The sequence below is a fragment of the Paenibacillus sp. LK1 genome, from assembly GCF_002750415.1.
Classification (GTDB): domain Bacteria; phylum Bacillota; class Bacilli; order Paenibacillales; family Paenibacillaceae; genus Paenibacillus; species Paenibacillus taichungensis.
Map to the genome: position 1 here is coordinate 233,964 of NZ_PEII01000001.1, position 17,311 is coordinate 251,274.

Genomic DNA, 17,311 nt, shown 5'->3' on the forward strand with positions numbered 1-17,311 from the left:
TGCTTGCTCAGCTTAGAAACTGCGTACGTATGCCAGCTTCTGATCCATCTCTTCCACACATTCATAGCAGTCATGCTCATCATTGGCTACCATCGGAGTAACCGGATATAGATTCATCTCTGTACTGTTGTAGGATTTCAACAACGGCAGCAGCTGTGTCACACGTGTGTTCGCCGGATCCAGCCAAGTATTGATCTCTTCTTCAGACAGAATGGCCGGCATTTTGCTGCCAAACTCCCGTGTAACCATGTTTGCCCCCGCCATCAGCATCGTGCAGGTGCGCAGTGGCTGTTTGCGTGTATCTTTCCATACCTCGTATAATCCCGCAATGCCAAACAATCCGCGATCCGGCATAACGACACGCACCGCATAGCTTTTCTTACCTTCCTGACGCCAGTAATACAAACCATTACATGGGATTACACAACGCTTCGTCTCTACCAGCTTGTAGTAGGATGGATTCTCATGCACCGTCATAAGGTTCGCGTTAACTGCATCGCGTCCCCAGAACGGAATGAATCCCCATCGGAACTCGTCCAATACCCGCTCACCATCCTGATGCAAAATAATCGGTGTATGCTGGGTTGGGCTGATATTGTAACGGTTTTTGTAATAATACATCACCCGTTGAATCTTAAAATGATCCCTGACCTCATCCAAATCGGCTGCCAATGAAAAACGGTTACACATGCTCAGGCACTTCCTTTCCCTGCTTGAATTGAATTTGATTGTATTGTTTGTAATTGCAGGGAAATTATGCATGCTTGTATAGAAAGCATTAGTAATCGTGTGAAATCTTCCTATTTCCCACTGCCTGAGCTATAGAGAAGCCTGAACTGCTGCGGGGTCATCCCGATATCCATCCGAAACATACGAATAAAATAACTGCTGTGTGTAAATCCACACTGAGAAGCAATTTGTTTTACGGATAGTTCCGAGTCTACGAGCATTTTCTTCGCGGCCAGAATGCGGCAGTCCAGCAGATACCTGCCGGGCGGAACACCCATGATACTCTTGAACATGCGATTAAAATAATACACGCTGTATCCAGCTATATCCGCCATTTCAGCAAGACTTAGCGGTTGTGTGCAGTGACGACGAATATAATCGGCTGTTGAGCGGATTGTATCCTGATGGTTCAGTAAAGACGTCCCTTCGATGGACTCCGAATTTCGTGCCAATTCAACTAGCAACTCATACAGTACCGCCGACAACTTCGGTTCATGTACACTCTCATAACCTTCACCGAGCTGGCATAATTGTTCATGCAGCTCCTCGAAACGGTCCTCTCCAGAGAATGAAAAGAGCCACACTTTATCCGAATTCCGCAAGCCTAGCAGCCGCTTCAGATCGTGGGCTTGCAGATGAATCCATCTGATATCCCAGGGATCAGATGGATCGGCATTATAATGTTGCGCCTGTCCTGGCGCATATAGAAAACCTTGTCCAGCCGTTAATCGAACACTGCCCTGCTCGATTCTCACTTCACCCTGTCCGTTGAAAACCAGATGCAAATTATACTCTCGTATTCCGTGCGGACGATGTTCCCTGTGCTCTGGATCGAGATATCTTCCGTAGGCTACTGGATAACATGCATACCCTGCATGCCCGGGCTCCGGCATAAACCAATGGTTTCGCATATGTTCTTCCCCCAAAAATAGCAAGATCATGATACCCTATCGCAACATGTTATTATATTCCCCTCTCATTATCCATTATAAAATGAAATAGACTCGACACTCTTCCACAAGATGATGATAGTGGAGTCATTAAGCACGGCCTTGATCGTGCACGAAAATCATTATGTTCCAGACCAAAGGAGAGTAACATACATGAACCAAAACCGACCTATTCAAACGGGTGTTGATTATTATCCTGAACATTGGGACCCTAATCTGTGGGAGCAGGATGCCCGATTAATGGCCGATAGTGGTGTACGTATTGTACGTGTGGGTGAATTTGCCTGGAGTCGAATGGAGCCTGCCGATGGACAATTCGATTGGACATGGCTTGATCAGGCGCTCGATACCCTTCATCGCAATGGGCTCCAGGTGGTGATCGGTACACCAACGATGACACCACCACGCTGGCTCACTGAAAAATGTCCTGATATTCTGCCGGCCTTAGCAAGTGGACAGTTGTACCACGAAGGAGTCCGCGGTCACCGCTGTTATAACAGTCCGAGCATGCGGACGTACAGTGCACGAATTGTCCAGAAACTGAGCGAGCGATATGCAGGACATCCGGCTGTGATTGGCTGGCAGACTGATAATGAGTTCAGTTTCACGGATTGTCAGTGTACTGCTTGTTCAGAGGCTTTTCGCGAGTGGGTTCGTGCCCGTTACATTTCATTAGGGCAGCTCAACCAGGCTTGGGGTACGGTTGTCTGGAGTGGAGAATACAGCGATTGGAAACAGGTGACGCCACCATATGGCGGCTCTCCGTTTCAGAATCCTTCGTTCCTGCTGGACTACTCCCGTTTTCAGTCGGATTCTATTGTGGCTTTTCAAAGCATCCAAATCGAGATCATTCGGCATAACTGTCCCGATCATTTTGTCACTCATAATTTTCATAGCTATCCGCAAAAGGCAGATCAATATAAAATCGGTCAGGATCTGGATTTCGCTTCTTTTGATTACTATCCCAACCCTTCACCGAACAAAACGGACACCGCACCTTACAGTGGTGCTTTGTCGTTAGATCTGACACGTGGCATCAAACGCCGCAATTTCTGGATTATGGAGCAACTTAGCGGACCTCCGGGATGCTGGTTTCCGATGTGGCGCACACCCCAGCCCGGCTTCTTGCGTGCTTACTCATGGCAGACTATTGCCCGTGGAGCGGATGCGGTTGTGCATTTCCGCTGGCGCAGTGCCACTATAGGAGCAGAACAGTTCTGGCATGGACTAATTGATCACAGCAATGTTCCAGGGCGACGGTTCAAGGAGTTTCAGCAATTGTGTACCGAAGTGAACAGTCTGGGTGAACGCCTTCAAGGCTCTACATTGCAGAACGAAGTTGCCATCCTGCATTCGCATAATCAGTTAAACGCTCTACGAATTCAGCCACAGGCGGAAGGACTGGAGTACTACGAAAATATAAAAGTATGGCATCGTGCCCTGACCAAATGGGGAATCAGTACAGATGTTATTCATTCCTCGGAAGCGCTGGATGGCTACAAAATCATCATCGCACCGCACTTGTATCTGCTGGACGAGAACACCGCAGAACGTCTCCAAGCTTTTGCAGCGGATGGTGGCATATTGGTCTTAACGCATCGCACCGGTGTCAAAAACGATAACAACGTCTGTGTCATGGCGCCACTTCCAGGTATGTTATCTGCTTGCTCGGGCGTGCGGGTTGCCGAATATGATCCCATCGGTGCTGACCAAATTCAGATTCGGGATGAGAAGGGCAATACATATGCTGCCTCACAATGGGCTGATGTGTTGGAACTGGACACGGCACAGGCGATTGCAGTTTATGTGGATCAATTTTATGCCGAAAGTGCGGCTGTCACCCAAAACAACTGGGGTAAAGGTGCTGTCTATTATGTAGCGACCCAGCCGGATGAAGCTTATCTGAGCCAGTTACTGCAAAACATCGCTGAACAATGTGGCCTATCCGGGATTCAAACCCTGCCAGACGGTGTCCAGGTGACAACCCGCTCAGGACCGAATGGAACGTTTCGTTTCATCCTGAATTTAAGTCCTGAATCTGTCTTCATTCCGTTGCAAGCATCATACAAAAGTGCATTGAATGGAACTATGAAAGGACCTCGATTGGAACTGGAGCCGTATGATATCGAAATCTTGGAGATTCAATAATATGTAACCTCTCTGCAGCTTAAAAGAAAATGAACCACGAAAAGGCCCGGGTATGCACATCAAGTGCATCCGGGCCTTAAAGAATGGGCAGAAACAGCCTGTCCTCATTGTGTTTCTTTATTCATTTTAATAATCCATTCAGCCAAATCCTGTGTCTGTTTCAGGAGAGCAATTGGGTCACGGAACCAGGACTGCTTTTCAGTCCATATGTACACTCTTCCATTTTTGACAGCAGGCAATGACCCCCATACAGGGTCTGCCTGTAAAGCTTCAAGATTTGATTCACTCGTCAGAATGATGTAATCGCCTGCGTATTTGGAGAGCAGCTCAATTGAAAATTCATGATAGGCGCCTTGCATTAAATCGGCAGGTACAACTGCGGGTGCCTGCAAACCAAGCAACTCGTAGATGTTACGCCCTCCTCGGCCCGATTGATTGCCAAAAATAAATACTTGGCGATCATATTCCTGCATCACAGAGAATGTAGTATCAGCTGGAACGACGTCATGCACTTCCTTCTTTATTTTAGCAATCTCTTGATCGAATTCCTCGAGCCATTGCTTTGCCTCAGCCTGTTTGCCAAGTACATCGCCAAAATAAGTGACCTCTTCCTTCAGTGTTGGGAAAGTAATCGATGCAATAGAGACTGTTGGTGCAATCTTGCTGTATTTTTCAAAAGCCGCTTTGTCTGGATTCAAGGTAATAATAAGATCTGGCTCCAGTTCCATGAGCTGTTCAATGGAGTCACCGATCGTTTCTAATCCATCCAAATGCCCTTCCAGATAAGGGCTATTCATGAGAAATTGTCCTCCAGCAATGGGTTTGACACCAAGAGCAAGAACCGTTCCCAAATAGTCAATGGCAGCGACTCGCTCTGGATGTACAGGAACCTCCACCTCTCCAAATGTTGTATTTACGGTTTTCGTTTCCATCGTTGTCGGTTGTTCGGGTTCAGACGCAGTCTCTGGTGTTCCTGCCTCTTGCCCGGTTGTCCCACAAGCACTTAATGTAAACACAAGCACTAATGACATGATGGCTGATCTTAACTGGTTAAACATGTTGATTTCCTCATCTCTATTATATTGATAATGATAATCATCATCAATTAAAGGATAACGTTCTGTTCCTCCTGTTACAATGGATTCATTTGTTGCATTTACTGTACTTTTTGAAACTCCACTCGTGTTCTCCCGCTGCTTCACTCGATATTGTCCTGGAGTGATTCCCATCTCTTTCTTAAAAATCCGATTGAAATAAAAAGGGTCCGGATAACCCACATAGGTTGCAATCTCTTGTAGTGAAGCCTCCGTAGCGGACAGCAGAGACCTAGCCTCTCCAATTCTCAACCGGATCAAATATTCGGTCGGTGTAACGCCGGTCTGTTCTTTGAATTTTCGTGACAAATATTGCGGGCTGTAATTCAAAGACTGAGCAAGGGAATCAAGCGAGATCGATTCACGAAAATGAGTTGTTATGTAACGTAAAACCTGATCCGTCAAAGAAAGTTGTTGACCTTCATATGCCACTCGTATCTGCTGGTTCAATACAAGCTGTATCAGTTGAAAGAAGTACCCTTTCACCTGGATTAGACCCAGTTGGTCCTGTCGGGTCCAGCAAATATGTATATTCCGAACAAGTTCATGCAACTGAAGCGCAGTGTCCGGCTCTAGTCCCCAGGAACGTTCAAAGGGATTGCTCTGTAACAGCATCATCCGGTAGTCCAGAAGAACGTTGGAGGGCAGCGTTGATTTGTAGAAAATCAGATATACCTCTATAACTCCGGTTGCTTCAAGCGTAAGACGCCTTCCTTTGCCTCCATGCACCAATAGAAATTTGCCTGTAGACCACACCTCTTCATCCAACCAAATTTGACCCTTGCCATTTACATACACAAATGCACTGGTTGGTAATACATAATTTCGATAACTTTCGTTCGTTGTTAATGATATAAGACGGACATCAAGCACCCGTACCTGAACCTGATCCCACAGCTTGATATCATCCTGAATTCCCATATAGACTTCCTTTCTTAAGCGATATAACACGCCCAATGCCCAACCATTGTGACAGAGATACTCACTTATAATTGATAATGATTATCAATTATAACAATCTTGTTCATAACTTTGAAGTCCATTTCCCTTTTAGCACTGGAAAATAAAAAACCGTCGAAATCCCCCTATGGGAGATCTCAACGATTTTGCTGCTTCGTCTATAATTACAATTTGATAAAGTCAGCCATGGAACGAACCTGGATGGCCCCCGCCTTGGAGACAGCACCATTAGATCCTTGCAATTCCTCTCTGGATGTAAACTTGACCTTTACCGGAATGCCAGGAATGAGGTCGAAGAAATTGTCCGAGAACACCCCTTCTGCCTCAGTAGAAATCCATACTTGTTTTGCAAGCACATCACTTTCCAAAACCAGATGCACGCCATCATTCTCGGTAACTTCGGTTACTTTAATTTGCGCTGGTTGCAGTGCAATGTCCTTTGATGGTGCAAAATAATGCTCCTGTACGATGTCGGCTACCCCATCCTGCTTCAGATCAATACGCAGCAATGTTGTTGCAGCATCGCGGCCTTCCAGCCATTCCGCCTGGCTCAATGACAGCACCTGTTGACCAGAGTTGGATGCCAGAGCGACTTCATGCTCTTCCTCACGATATACTGTGCCATCAAAGCCAATCAGGCGTACCTGGAGTTTGCCTTTCACAGGTTCAAGCTGATCCGAGATGAGGTAAATATCTGTCACATCTTCCTTCGTACCATCTACCGATACCAAGATATCGCTGAAGCTGCGTTTCGCGTAATATTGCAATGCTTTCCAGCGTCCAAAGTAATCCATACCCGCCCAGGAAGCCACCGGCCAGCAATCGTTCATCTGCCAGTAGAGCGTTCCCATACAGAACGGTTTGCGACGACGGTGGGCCTCAATGGCTGTTTTCATTGCCTCAGCCTGAAGCACTTGGCTCATATAGAGGAAGGATGGGAAATCTTTCGGTTCATGCATGTACATATCCATGTATTGTTTGATCAGACGATTACCTGCCCCGTTCTTCTGATGGGCCAGCATGACTTCAGACTCCAATGCTAGATCCTCTTCCTCCGCATACTTGCGAACCGAAGCGTATTCAGGGAAGGACTGGAAGCCATACTCACTCATGAAGCGACCCACATGAACGTTGTAGTTCTCAAAGGGCTCCACATTATGCCACACACCCCAATAATGGATATCCCCTTCTGATGTGGATGGGTGAGCATGCTGTTTCTCGTCTCCCGACAGTGATACCAGTGGTGAAGAAGGCCAATAATCCACACCAGGAGCATAGGCTTCAACCACTTCAGGCAAAAGATCATGGAAAATAGCTTCGTAATCCGCCCAAATGCGTTCTCTTTGCTCCGCGTTGTAATCTTTTTTCCAACCCCAGCCGCCATCCTCAATGTAATGTGCCCACGCTGAATCAATCTCGTTATTGCCACACCACAGCACAATGCTTGGATGATTACGCAGACGTTTCACATTGTCAATCGCCTCATGCTTCACACTGTTCAGGAAAGCCTCGTCTCCAGGATACATGCTGCATGCAAACATAAAGTCCTGCCATACGAGCAAACCATATTCGTCACACAATTCGTAGAATACGTCTTCTTCATAGAAGCCACCACCCCATACACGGAGCATATTCATGTTCGACTCGGCAGCAGATACAATCTCATGCAGATAGCGCTCACGTGTCACTTCTGTTATGAAGCTATCATTGGGAATGTGGTTCGCACCTTTGGCAAACACAGCAACTCCGTTTAACTCAAAATAAAAGGATGCTCCCGCTTCATCTTTGTCACGAACCAGACGAATGGACCGAATACCCGTTTTTACTGTGGACTCAGCCACAGCCTGTTCGCCCTGGATCACTTCCGTATGGAAAGAATACATATGCGGGTCACCCAATCCGCGGCTCCACCACAGCTTCGGTTCATCAATGGAGATTGAAACTTCCACAGTCTGCACGCCCGGTTTCAGGGTTACAACCTGCTCCCAGCTCTGTTCATCCGTTCCTACTCGAATAAGCGTTTCTATCGATTGCGTAGACTCCACTTCCACGACTGCAGTGAGCGAAGCGGAAGCAGCGGTTACTTCATTTTGTTGAATGAATACATCATTAATTCGTACGTCTGTCCATCCTTCAAGGCGTGCTTCACGCCAGATTCCACTGGTTACAAAACGTGGACCCCAGTCCCAACCATAGTGATACGGGGCTTTTCGTGCAAAAATACTCACTCTTTTGTCGCCTAGTCCCCCCACGTCAGATTGATCATTCGATGCAGGTAGGGCATATCCGAGCTTCTCCAGCTTTGGCAGATCTTCTTTGATCGGGGAACGAAAACGTATTCGGAGAACGTTGCCACTTGCCTTTACAACAGATTTCACATCGACTGTCCACACCCGGAACATATTGTCTGCCGACAACACATGTTGTTCATTCACGTAAACATCTGCATATGTATCCAGACCATCAAAGACCAGCTCCAGATGCTGCTGCGACAGTAGTGCTTCATTCACATCAAATTCCGTGCGATATTCCCAGTCTTTCTTATCGACCCATTGAATTTCTTTTTCGTTAGTTCCATAGAAAGGGTCCGGTATTTTATCCAATTTCAGCAAATCCGTATGCACACAGCCGGGTACGTGAGCCGGCATCCATTCCTGATCCTCACAAGCCTTGAACGTCCAATTCTGAAAAGTCTGCGATTGTAATTTGCTCATGACAGCCTCCGTTATCATTATTGAAGTAGTTTAAAAAAACAATTTGTTAGGTTTTGTTATTATAAAAACAAATAACTTACAAAACAAAATTAACACGATATACTCAATTTAGTCAATCTGTTTTGTGGATTATTTAAATAAACATATCCGATAACAAAAAAAGACATGAAGCAAACTCTCCATGTCTTCTCACCCCATGTTTATAGCGTGATGGCGTGTGTTATTTTTATCATTTCTAAATTCACGTTCGTTAGCTTCACGGCAAAATAGCATTGTACTCATCACGAATGATTAGTTCCGAATAGATCAGCTTTCTTTCAAAAGGCCCGTCCGGATGTTCCAACCGCCACAATAACTGGTCCACCGCACGTCTGCCCAGATTCTCCTTATCGATATGCATCGTAGCAAGAATCGGCTCTTCTGTACGGGTATTATCGAATCCGGTTACTGCACAGCGCTCCGGCACCTCGATGCCCCTGCTTTGGAGTGCACCAATCACAACAGCGGCCATGTGGTCGTTGGCACATACCATCACTTCGGGGATATCCTCCATCTTCATGGCGACAATCGATTCCCGAATGTGATCCAGATCAGGTCCCAGCAAATCTGCTTGCTGCGAGACCTGCAGCTGCATCTCTTCCAGTACTGAACGATAGCCGAGCCATCGCTCTCTGAAACTGGCTGCATCAGGCAATTCGCCAGCAAACTGTAGCCGTCTGTAGCCCTTTCCAACGAGCATCAAAACCAGTTCCTGCATGCATTTCATGTTATCTGTAAATATCGTATCTCCATGAATTGCCGGATCTTCATGATCAACCATCACAAGTGGAATGTGCAGTCGATAAATCTCAAGCAATACGGATGTGGAGATGGAACCTACGGTAATAATTCCGCTAATAGCTTCGGGATTCAGCACCGAAAACATACGATCCGAGGAAGGTTCCGTCAAGGTCAGGATATCCATGCCCTTCTCATTCAGGCGTGCAGATATTCCGTCAAAGATAGGACCCCAGTACAGGGAGGAACGATTCTGCGATCGAATGTTAGGAAACAAGATCAGAATAGTCCCCTGTCTATCTATCTTCATCTCCTGTTCAGCAGGGGTTTCCACTAGATAACGTTTCGGTTCCGCTTTGAAATATCCGAGCTGCCCTGCCGTCCTGACAATCATCTCCCGGGTATGTTCACTGACACCAGGTTTACCGGTCAACGCACGAGAGACTGCGAATTTGGATACCCCCGCAGCGTCGGCAATTTGCTGCATGGTTACTCTTTTGGCCATCTTTCTCACCCGTTTTTCCTTTATTTTTCATTTAGTGTAGCATAAAAAAAGAGATTCAACAAAACAAGTTATGAAAAGTTTCATTTTGTTAGGTTGAGGATTTGCTATAGATTCTTAAAATTCCTCAAATAAATAACAAAAAAAAGTTCCTCCACCACCTTCACAATGAAGTTGATGGAAGAACTCTTGCTTTATTTCTAAATTATACGCCTGGTGCTCCCTGATCTCCCAGTTCGGTCTGTAATGCTGTCCGCTTTCTGCGCCAGAATACCGGATAGGGGACTCTGATCTCTGTAATCAGAACACCAATGAGCATCAGTGCTGCACCCGCATACCCTTGCAGCGTAAGTGACTCCCCTTGAAAGCTAAAAGCAAATGCTGCGGCAAACAACGGTTCGAGCGAAAAGATCAGACTCGTTCTCGTTGGTGAAGCATGCCGCTGGGCAAGAGTCTGCAAAATGTAACCAATACCGCTGCACAGTACTCCCAGACCCAGAATGGCTGCCCAAGATTGAGGTGTATCAGGTAAACGTGGTGTCTCCAGCACAAATGTAGCAGCCAGCCCCCACAGGGCTGCAACGCCCAGTTGCACCGTCCCCAGCGTTAGTGGATCATGCTTCGGCGTATACTTGCCAGCAATCATAATGTAGATCGCGTACATTAATGCTGCGAGAATGCAAAGGATATCCCCCATATGCAGGCTAAGCTCATGTTGAAGTGTCAACAATGCGAGCCCAATTACCGCCACGAGAATACTTATCGTTAACCGCAAGTCTGGCATTCGTCGATGCAGAATTGTCGTCAGGATGGGCACAAAGATCACTGCCAAACTGATCAAAAATCCTGCCTGGGAAGCCGTTGTGCGCTGTACTCCATAAGTGATAAATACAAAGGCCGCGAATAACGCTGTTCCCATAATAGCCCCTGCTGCAAGCGTTCCTCGATCCATTCTGAACAGTCGCCGATGGAAAAGGACAGCTGCCGCAATAAAGGCAATTCCAAACCGGAAAGCGACCAGATTCAATTCCTGCATGGACTCCAGTCCTGATTTCATAAATAGATAGGATGATCCCCATATTACCGTTGCGAGCAGCATCTGCAAATCCGCTCTTCTTGATGCCTGACCTTGTGGTGCACGTACTCCGTTCATCTTGCTTCTACCTTCATTCTATGTATTGTAATCTAACCGAGGCTCTGTCGAACTAACTCGCCTTGGCAAGTATAAACGATCTCTTTGCATTATAAAAATGAATATTTATAATGATATATATGAAACGAACTCATGTATTAAATGAAGAGAGGAACAGAATCTTTCATGTCATTGGTCAAATACGAAATTTTGAATGCCGTAGTGGAATACGGCAGCCTCACCAAAGCAGCAGAAGCATTGAATATTACCCAATCAGCGGTCAGTCATGCGATCGCCAGTCTGGAGACCGAGTGTGGTTTTTCGCTGCTGAATCGAGGCCGCTCCGGTGTACGACTTACTGCTGAAGGGGAACGCATTCTGGGCTATACTCGTGAAATTCTGCGTTGGACGGAACTGATGAACCAGGAAATTTCATTAATTCGCGGCGCCGAGATTGGAACCGTTCGTATTGGCACATTCGCCAGTGTATCCACGCAGTGGCTGCCTGGCATCCTGAAGCAATTTCGCCTCCGTCATCCTGGAATCGAAATTAAGCTGTGGGAAGGGGACTACGCAGAAATTGAAGGCTGGCTGGCTGGAGGTGCCATCGATCTTGGCTTTCTGTCCCTTGGCGATTCTTCGCCTTTTGAGACGATTCCACTACAAAAAGACAGGATGATGTGCATCCTGCCTCTGGAACATCCACTCGCTACGGAGAAGGCTGTCTCATTTGATGTTCTGCTGGAACAGCCCTTTATTTTGCCTAAATGGGGCGGTGATAACGAGATCGAACGGTTGATCCGACAGCATGCGGCCAAGCTGAATGTGGTCTATGAGGTCGCCGAAGATCAGGCCATCATGGCGATGGTTCGAAACGGTCTTGGCATCAGTCTTTTGCCTGAAATGGTTCTTCAACACCATACGAATGAACTCGCTCTTGTTCCACTCACTGGAAATCCTTATCGTACCATTGGCATCGCTTGCCCGTCTCTCACCAATCTGTCCCCCGCTTCGCGTCGTTTCATTGAAGCGGTACAGGAATGGCTAGCTCCATCGTTATAATCGGTCCTCCGTTGACTCAACTGCCACTACTAATAAACTGTATAATGCCAATGACCAGCATGAGAATAAATACAACGGCAATCACAATTGCAAAACCAATCAGAAAGCGTACACCGGGTGAGCGTCTGTTCGCCTGTTGAGCTTCTGCCAGGTAATCCAACTTCTGCTCAAGCCGGTCAAGTCTTTCGTGCACTTGTTCTTGTTTGTGATTCGAATTCATCCAATCCTCTTCTTTAGATTAGGTGTTATCGCTCGAATACAACAGTTCTAATCCCATACTCGATCCAGTTGATCTGCATAGAAACGGATGGCTCTGCTGTAGTCGTTTATTCCCTTATCCTTTGATGTATCGGCCAGTTGTACAAGCAGCCGTCTCATAGCATCCGCATGCTCGCCCAGATTGTAGAGCACCATGGCAAGAAAAACTTCAAATTCCCGGTTCTCCGGGAATTCACTTAACCCCTTTTCAAACCAGGCCTTCGCCTGCTCGTACTGCCCCAGAGTCCGATACGTGCTGCCAAGTCCAAGTATGGCACCTGTCCTGTCCTCAACCGGAAGCCGAAGACTTAGAGCCTTCTCATAATGCGGTACCGCTTCCCGCTCCAGTCCAAGTGAATCATGAGCCCAAGCCAGCTGCTACCAAACCTGTGCATTGTCCGGTTCCTGTAACGCCAGTTCCTGCAGCAGCTCTATCGCCTCCTGCATTTTCCCCTCCGTTCTCAAGAGGATAGCCTGCTGTAAATCATTCATCTACTCCACTTCCCATTCTTCCAAAATCATTTTCCATAGTATAATTATAGCAAAAAAACACCCCGAGAAGTACGCCCGGGACAACCAGAGGTTGTCCAAGCCTATTCTACAGCGTGCTTTTTCGTAAGATGCCACAGCTAACTCGGCGTCTTCATATTCGAATATTTCACAAACATACAAAAGTGATGAATTGCTCAGGACCAGGTTGTATTTGCCACCATGACAATGAATACAACCATGAGATAATTGACGGAGATCAGAAAGTTAACCTTGGCCCATTTCTCATTATCCTGAGTTTTCAATCCGCTTAATGTATGGACAAACCAGATCAGACCACCAATGACGGATACAAGCAGAAACACAAGTCCAACGTAGTTGTAGTAATACAACAGAAATACAGCAGGAAGCAACAGAAACACGTAAGGAATCATCTGCACCTTTGTACGCTTCACACCTTTGACTACCGGCAACAGTGGGAAACCGGCTGCACGATATTCTTCCACCCTGCGAATCCCGAGTGACCAGAAGTGAGGTGGCTGCCACAGGAATAACAGCGCAAACAGCAACCAGGCACCTGCATCAATCTGATTGGTTACCGCACAATAACCGATTACAGGCGGCATAGCCCCCGCAATTCCACCCAATGAAGTACTCCAGGTCGAACTGCGTTTGAGCCACATCGTGTAGATCACGATATAAGCAAACCATCCGAGCAGTGCCATCCAACCGGATAACGGATTGACCAGGAAGTAGAGCAGTACAAAACCGGCCACTCCAAGAACAATTCCATACCCCAATACAAACTTGGGTTTGAGATGATTGATGTAATCAATCCGTTTTTTGGTACGCTCCATCTTCTGATCCAATTCACGATCCCAATAGTTGTTAATGACACAAGCCGAAGCGATGACCAAGGTTGATCCAATCAACACCATGAGCAGAGATATCCACGAGATATCCCATTTTGAAGCGACCCAGAACCCTACCGCTACCGCAAACACATTCAGCCGCAAAAGTCCGGGTTTCGTTAACGCAATCATGTCTTTAAGCATGAGAAGCCTCCTGAACTATGTAAAAACACCATTCCTATAATGATACATGTACATACCATGAATTACAATCTCCTTCATGAATTTGTCATAACCAAAAAGCATCCCTGCCGGTTCAACGGAACCGGAGGAATGCTTAACCGTTGCATTTTGATCTAAAGTTATGGAATGTACTGCTGTACAATTTTGGTCACTTTGCCATCCTGCACAGTGAGGTGATACGGGAATACGGACAGATCGAGAATATTGGTATTCTCATACAAGGATTCGAATTTGCTGAGCGCAACTGACTCATTCCATTGAATGTTGGTACCCGACACTGTACCATCACGATCATACAACTGCATCAACACTTCAGCATTAGCACTTACTTCTACCTTTTCCTGCTCTTTGCTGTCATTGACAATATAATAACCATCAGGAGCACCATCTATACCGGAGTCCGGATTGCGTTGTTCAAAAACTTTATCTGCCTCTGCACCTTGGTACCATCCAATCTTGTCTACAATCAAATATAACTTACCATCCTCATGCTGTATGTCTTCCACATACGCTGTAAACATCTCAGAGTTTGCAGCCTGCGCTTTGGCAGAAGCCTGTACAGAGTCTGAGCTCTCCTCAGCGTTCGCTGGTGTAAGCAAATATGTAGCAAGCACAATCATGCCAAGCAAAGCAACAGCCGCACCCAGCATTCGTAATTTCCATTGTTTCGCCGCGTTCTTCATAGGCAGCATCTCTCCTTATTATGAACGTTACTATTCCTTAACCGGAAGGCTTTCTCTTCAAACGCTCATATGAATATTTAATCTTTCTTTCTACTCTCCCTATCATACTGGGTGTACACACTGTAAAAGTATCAGCCAGATGAAAAATAGTTACAATAGATGTCATCAAAAAAAGAGACCCCAAATGCCACGGCATCCAGAGTCTCTATTGGCTTAGCTTTAGTTTCAGCTCAATCTTAATGATTCGGAGTTGAACCTTGTGCTAGACGCACCAGCATATGAGCCAGCATATGGCGCTCTTCCTCTTTCCCGACATTCCACAGTTCTTGCAGCAACTTCTCTTCACGGTTACGCGGCTCTTCCCGAGCTGCCAAATAGTCGGCTACTTTCTCGGCGATTTTGGCCATCTGCTCCTCACCCAGTCCAATCGATTCTCCCATTGCAATTCGTTTGCCCAGATATCCTTTAAAGGCATCAAAATTCTGTAAAATCTGTTCCCGTTCCTCCGGCGCAATCTTATCAATCGCATTGTCTACTTTGTCCGTTGAAACTTGGCCATCTTTATGGATAACATGATTTTGTTCATTCATCTGAAAAACCTCCTTGAGTATAATCGCTTTGTGGAATGTAAGCAAAATGCTTAATCATACCAGGTTATCTATAATATAAACTTCTCGCTGGAGATTAATCAGACCATTTCTATCCTTTATCCATCTATTGCTTCCTCAGAAATGCTCCGTAATCGCCATACTGCCAGAGCTCCCCACATATACAGTATGGCACTCAGATAAAATAATACATCGATCGTAAGCCAATCAATCAGCACACCGCCAACAATAACCGCAAATCCAGACGCGGCGGATGTCCAGAAATGATAGTTACCTACAGCTGGGCCTCGTTGCCCAGCCACCGTATAATCGGCGAGCAGCACCCGTTCACTCATTCGCTGCATCGCATTGCATATCCCCATCATCATTTGCAGCAGCAGCACCCAGATATAGGATATGACCCATGGAAAGGCAATCATGGCTGTAGCCATCCCCATCGAACTTACAATGAGCCACTGCTTGGCGTGTCGATCCATCCGGGGAGCGAGCCATTGTGAAGCAGCAGCCGAGCTGATTGTAAATACGGCAAAGGCAAGCCCATATTTGGAGAAGCTGTTACCCAGATTTTTGAGAAACAAAAGATAATACGGATAGATCATGCCCGAAGCGAGCGTAACAATACTTTGAGATCGAACAAGCCACTTGATATTCATGGATGATTTCCTCCATACTGCTCCATAAAATAGTTCATAAAAAGATGATTGGGGTCAACTTTTTCTTTAGCTGCAAAAAACTCATTCTTTCGTGGATAGGCCTGTTCGAATTGCTCTGAAGTTGCATAACCTGCATAGGGCAGATAATATGTTCCGTTATAACGAAGGACGACATCTATCAGCTGCTGCATACTGTCCTTGAACTTCCCTTGTTCTTCCTCGGACAATGAAGCGTGAAATAAACAGACAAGACCAAACATATCCTGCGTCGCATAGGAAAGCACAGCTTCTTCATCGTGTTTCACATACCTGACTGTAATGTTAAGCAGATCCAATTGCTCCTGTGATACGATCTCACCCATCTCCTGAACAAATGCGGGAAAGGCTTCAACCGGAATAAAATATTCCTGCAGCAGATCATTTTCTCCCGGCTGATGATACTCCATGAAGGCAGAAGCAGAAGCCATCGCATTGTTGCGGCTGAGCCTCTTGCCATCTTGTGACTCGAAGTACCGCTGCTGCAGCGGCCAAAACCAGGCCCGCCCCCATTCGAATTCACGATTCAGGTTGAACAGAAGTTTGCTGGGAAGCACGCCCCTTTCACGTTCATCCAGATGATTATAATCATCCAGTGAAACCGTTGGATCAGAGGCATAATTCAATGCATACATCTCGCGAAAGTAGCCTGCACCAGGCTGAACTGAAATTCGGGCCAGATGCATACTCATCATCGGATCTCCCAGGACATTCTTTTGAAAATAAGACGGATACTCCTCAACCTGCACCTGATCAGTTGTGAGACGGTAGACTTCGTCATCCGTTAACGTCAACGTAACGTCCAGAATCACGCCAAACAGTCCGTAACCGCCGAGAACAAGCGGGAAAAGCTCGGCATTCTCGGTGCGACTGACTAGCCGAATCTGACCATCTGCTGTCAAGAGATGAAAGGAATCGACACTTTCAATCAAGGAACCCTGCTGAAGTTCACGACCGTGTGCATTTACACTGATAGATCCGCCTACGGTGAAAATATTTTGGGACTGCATATTTTTGACCGCCAGTCCATATGGGTTAATGGCTCGCTGTACATCAGCCCAGGTCGCCCCAGCTTGCACACACACCTTTTTGGCATCGATATTGACTTCCAGCACTTTGTTATACGAGGTCATGTCTATGACAATGCCATCTTTATAATAGGTGTGTCCTCCCTGACTATGCCGCTGCCCGGCAATCGATATCGTCAGGTTCCGCTCTCGGGCGTCCCGAAGAAGTTCAACGAGCTGCTGCTCTTCATGACCTTCAACTACACGTTCAACCTTAACCGGATGAAGGCGGCTGTAGTCGGTAATCAGATACGGATTCTGATCATCACTATCCGTTCTCCAATATGTCCACATACATAAAATCAGAAGTAACAGGAGCATGGTCATTTTTTTGAACAGATGAACTCCTCCCCTA

14 protein-coding genes and 1 pseudogene are annotated in these 17,311 nt (G+C 46.4%); 2 read left to right on the forward strand and 13 right to left on the reverse strand.

The genetic code is table 11. The annotated features are described in order from the left end of the window. Positions 1-12: 12 nt before the first annotated feature. Both CS562_RS00965 and CS562_RS00970 read right to left on the reverse strand, forming a co-directional pair. A complete protein-coding gene (locus CS562_RS00965) occupies positions 13-690 on the reverse strand; it encodes an SOS response-associated peptidase (protein ID WP_099852930.1) in 678 nt (225 codons plus the stop codon). Positions 691-800: 110 nt separating this feature from the next. Then, positions 801-1,640 (reverse strand): helix-turn-helix transcriptional regulator, encoded by an 840-nt coding sequence (locus CS562_RS00970; RefSeq protein ID WP_180286997.1) that lies wholly within the window; start codon positions 1,638-1,640, stop codon positions 801-803. Between the two features lie 192 nt (positions 1,641-1,832). Between CS562_RS00970 and CS562_RS00975 the strand changes: the two genes are divergently transcribed. After that, entirely contained in the window at positions 1,833-3,827 is a 1,995-nt protein-coding gene (locus tag CS562_RS00975; RefSeq protein WP_099852936.1) for a beta-galactosidase, read from the forward strand. Positions 3,828-3,931: 104 nt separating this feature from the next. Here the strand turns inward: CS562_RS00975 and CS562_RS00980 are convergent, their stop codons facing one another. From CS562_RS00980 to CS562_RS00995, 4 genes are all read right to left on the reverse strand, one after another. Next, positions 3,932-5,842 (reverse strand): AraC family transcriptional regulator, encoded by a 1,911-nt coding sequence (locus CS562_RS00980; RefSeq protein ID WP_099852938.1) that lies wholly within the window; start codon positions 5,840-5,842, stop codon positions 3,932-3,934. Between the two features lie 203 nt (positions 5,843-6,045). Next, complete coding sequence (locus CS562_RS00985) at positions 6,046-8,595, reverse strand: beta-mannosidase (RefSeq protein WP_099852940.1); 2,550 nt, start codon at positions 8,593-8,595, stop codon at positions 6,046-6,048. A gap of 256 nt (positions 8,596-8,851) precedes the next feature. After that, positions 8,852-9,877: a LacI family DNA-binding transcriptional regulator gene (locus CS562_RS00990; RefSeq protein ID WP_099852944.1), complete on the reverse strand. Its 1,026-nt coding sequence runs from the start codon at positions 9,875-9,877 to the stop codon at positions 8,852-8,854. A gap of 202 nt (positions 9,878-10,079) precedes the next feature. Then, on the reverse strand, positions 10,080-11,027 hold the full coding sequence (locus CS562_RS00995; RefSeq protein WP_076289661.1) for a DMT family transporter: 948 nt from the start codon (positions 11,025-11,027) through the stop codon (positions 10,080-10,082). 165 nt (positions 11,028-11,192) lie between these two features. On the opposite strand from CS562_RS00995, the gene CS562_RS01000 reads away from it, so the two are divergent. Then, positions 11,193-12,068, forward strand: a complete 876-nt coding sequence (locus CS562_RS01000) for a LysR family transcriptional regulator (RefSeq protein WP_076289660.1) — start codon at positions 11,193-11,195, stop codon at positions 12,066-12,068. 16 nt (positions 12,069-12,084) lie between these two features. Here the strand turns inward: CS562_RS01000 and CS562_RS01005 are convergent, their stop codons facing one another. From CS562_RS01005 to CS562_RS01035, 7 genes and pseudogenes are all read right to left on the reverse strand, one after another. Further along, entirely contained in the window at positions 12,085-12,288 is a 204-nt protein-coding gene (locus CS562_RS01005; RefSeq protein ID WP_099852946.1) for a hypothetical protein, read from the reverse strand. A 47-nt stretch (positions 12,289-12,335) separates the two neighbouring features. Then, a pseudogene (locus CS562_RS01010) lies at positions 12,336-12,818 on the reverse strand (tetratricopeptide repeat protein). Between the two features lie 194 nt (positions 12,819-13,012). Then, complete coding sequence (gene cyoE, locus CS562_RS01015) at positions 13,013-13,870, reverse strand: heme o synthase (protein WP_099852949.1); 858 nt, start codon at positions 13,868-13,870, stop codon at positions 13,013-13,015. A 158-nt stretch (positions 13,871-14,028) separates the two neighbouring features. Further along, a complete protein-coding gene (locus CS562_RS01020) occupies positions 14,029-14,592 on the reverse strand; it encodes a hypothetical protein (RefSeq protein WP_083678925.1) in 564 nt (187 codons plus the stop codon). Positions 14,593-14,828: 236 nt separating this feature from the next. Then, positions 14,829-15,182: a DUF3243 domain-containing protein gene (locus CS562_RS01025; RefSeq protein WP_072732493.1), complete on the reverse strand. Its 354-nt coding sequence runs from the start codon at positions 15,180-15,182 to the stop codon at positions 14,829-14,831. A gap of 116 nt (positions 15,183-15,298) precedes the next feature. Further along, positions 15,299-15,853: an MFS transporter gene (locus CS562_RS01030; protein ID WP_099852953.1), complete on the reverse strand. Its 555-nt coding sequence runs from the start codon at positions 15,851-15,853 to the stop codon at positions 15,299-15,301. Next, positions 15,850-17,250, reverse strand: coding sequence for an FAD-binding oxidoreductase (locus tag CS562_RS01035; protein WP_257219285.1), 1,401 nt, complete (start codon positions 17,248-17,250; stop codon positions 15,850-15,852). Before CS562_RS01035 ends, CS562_RS01030 begins: the two co-directional genes overlap by 4 nt. Positions 17,251-17,311 lie beyond the last annotated feature (61 nt).

Excerpts from the sequence above, each read along its gene's own strand:
- CS562_RS00965 (WP_099852930.1), bottom strand. The coding sequence starts at position 690 with ATGTGTAACCGTTTTTCATTGGCAGCCGATTTGGATGAGGTCAGGGAT.
- CS562_RS00970 (WP_180286997.1), bottom strand. The coding sequence starts at position 1,640 with ATGCGAAACCATTGGTTTATGCCGGAGCCCGGGCATGCAGGGTATGCA.
- CS562_RS00975 (WP_099852936.1), top strand. The coding sequence starts at position 1,833 with ATGAACCAAAACCGACCTATTCAAACGGGTGTTGATTATTATCCTGAA.
- CS562_RS00980 (WP_099852938.1), bottom strand. The coding sequence starts at position 5,842 with ATGGGAATTCAGGATGATATCAAGCTGTGGGATCAGGTTCAGGTACGG.
- CS562_RS00985 (WP_099852940.1), bottom strand. The coding sequence starts at position 8,595 with ATGAGCAAATTACAATCGCAGACTTTTCAGAATTGGACGTTCAAGGCT.
- CS562_RS00990 (WP_099852944.1), bottom strand. The coding sequence starts at position 9,877 with ATGGCCAAAAGAGTAACCATGCAGCAAATTGCCGACGCTGCGGGGGTA.
- CS562_RS00995 (WP_076289661.1), bottom strand. The coding sequence starts at position 11,027 with ATGAACGGAGTACGTGCACCACAAGGTCAGGCATCAAGAAGAGCGGAT.
- CS562_RS01000 (WP_076289660.1), top strand. The coding sequence starts at position 11,193 with ATGTCATTGGTCAAATACGAAATTTTGAATGCCGTAGTGGAATACGGC.
- CS562_RS01005 (WP_099852946.1), bottom strand. The coding sequence starts at position 12,288 with ATGAATTCGAATCACAAACAAGAACAAGTGCACGAAAGACTTGACCGG.
- cyoE (WP_099852949.1), bottom strand. The coding sequence starts at position 13,870 with ATGCTTAAAGACATGATTGCGTTAACGAAACCCGGACTTTTGCGGCTG.
- CS562_RS01020 (WP_083678925.1), bottom strand. The coding sequence starts at position 14,592 with ATGAAGAACGCGGCGAAACAATGGAAATTACGAATGCTGGGTGCGGCT.
- CS562_RS01025 (WP_072732493.1), bottom strand. The coding sequence starts at position 15,182 with ATGAATGAACAAAATCATGTTATCCATAAAGATGGCCAAGTTTCAACG.
- CS562_RS01030 (WP_099852953.1), bottom strand. The coding sequence starts at position 15,853 with ATGAATATCAAGTGGCTTGTTCGATCTCAAAGTATTGTTACGCTCGCT.
- CS562_RS01035 (WP_257219285.1), bottom strand. The coding sequence starts at position 17,250 with ATGTGGACATATTGGAGAACGGATAGTGATGATCAGAATCCGTATCTG.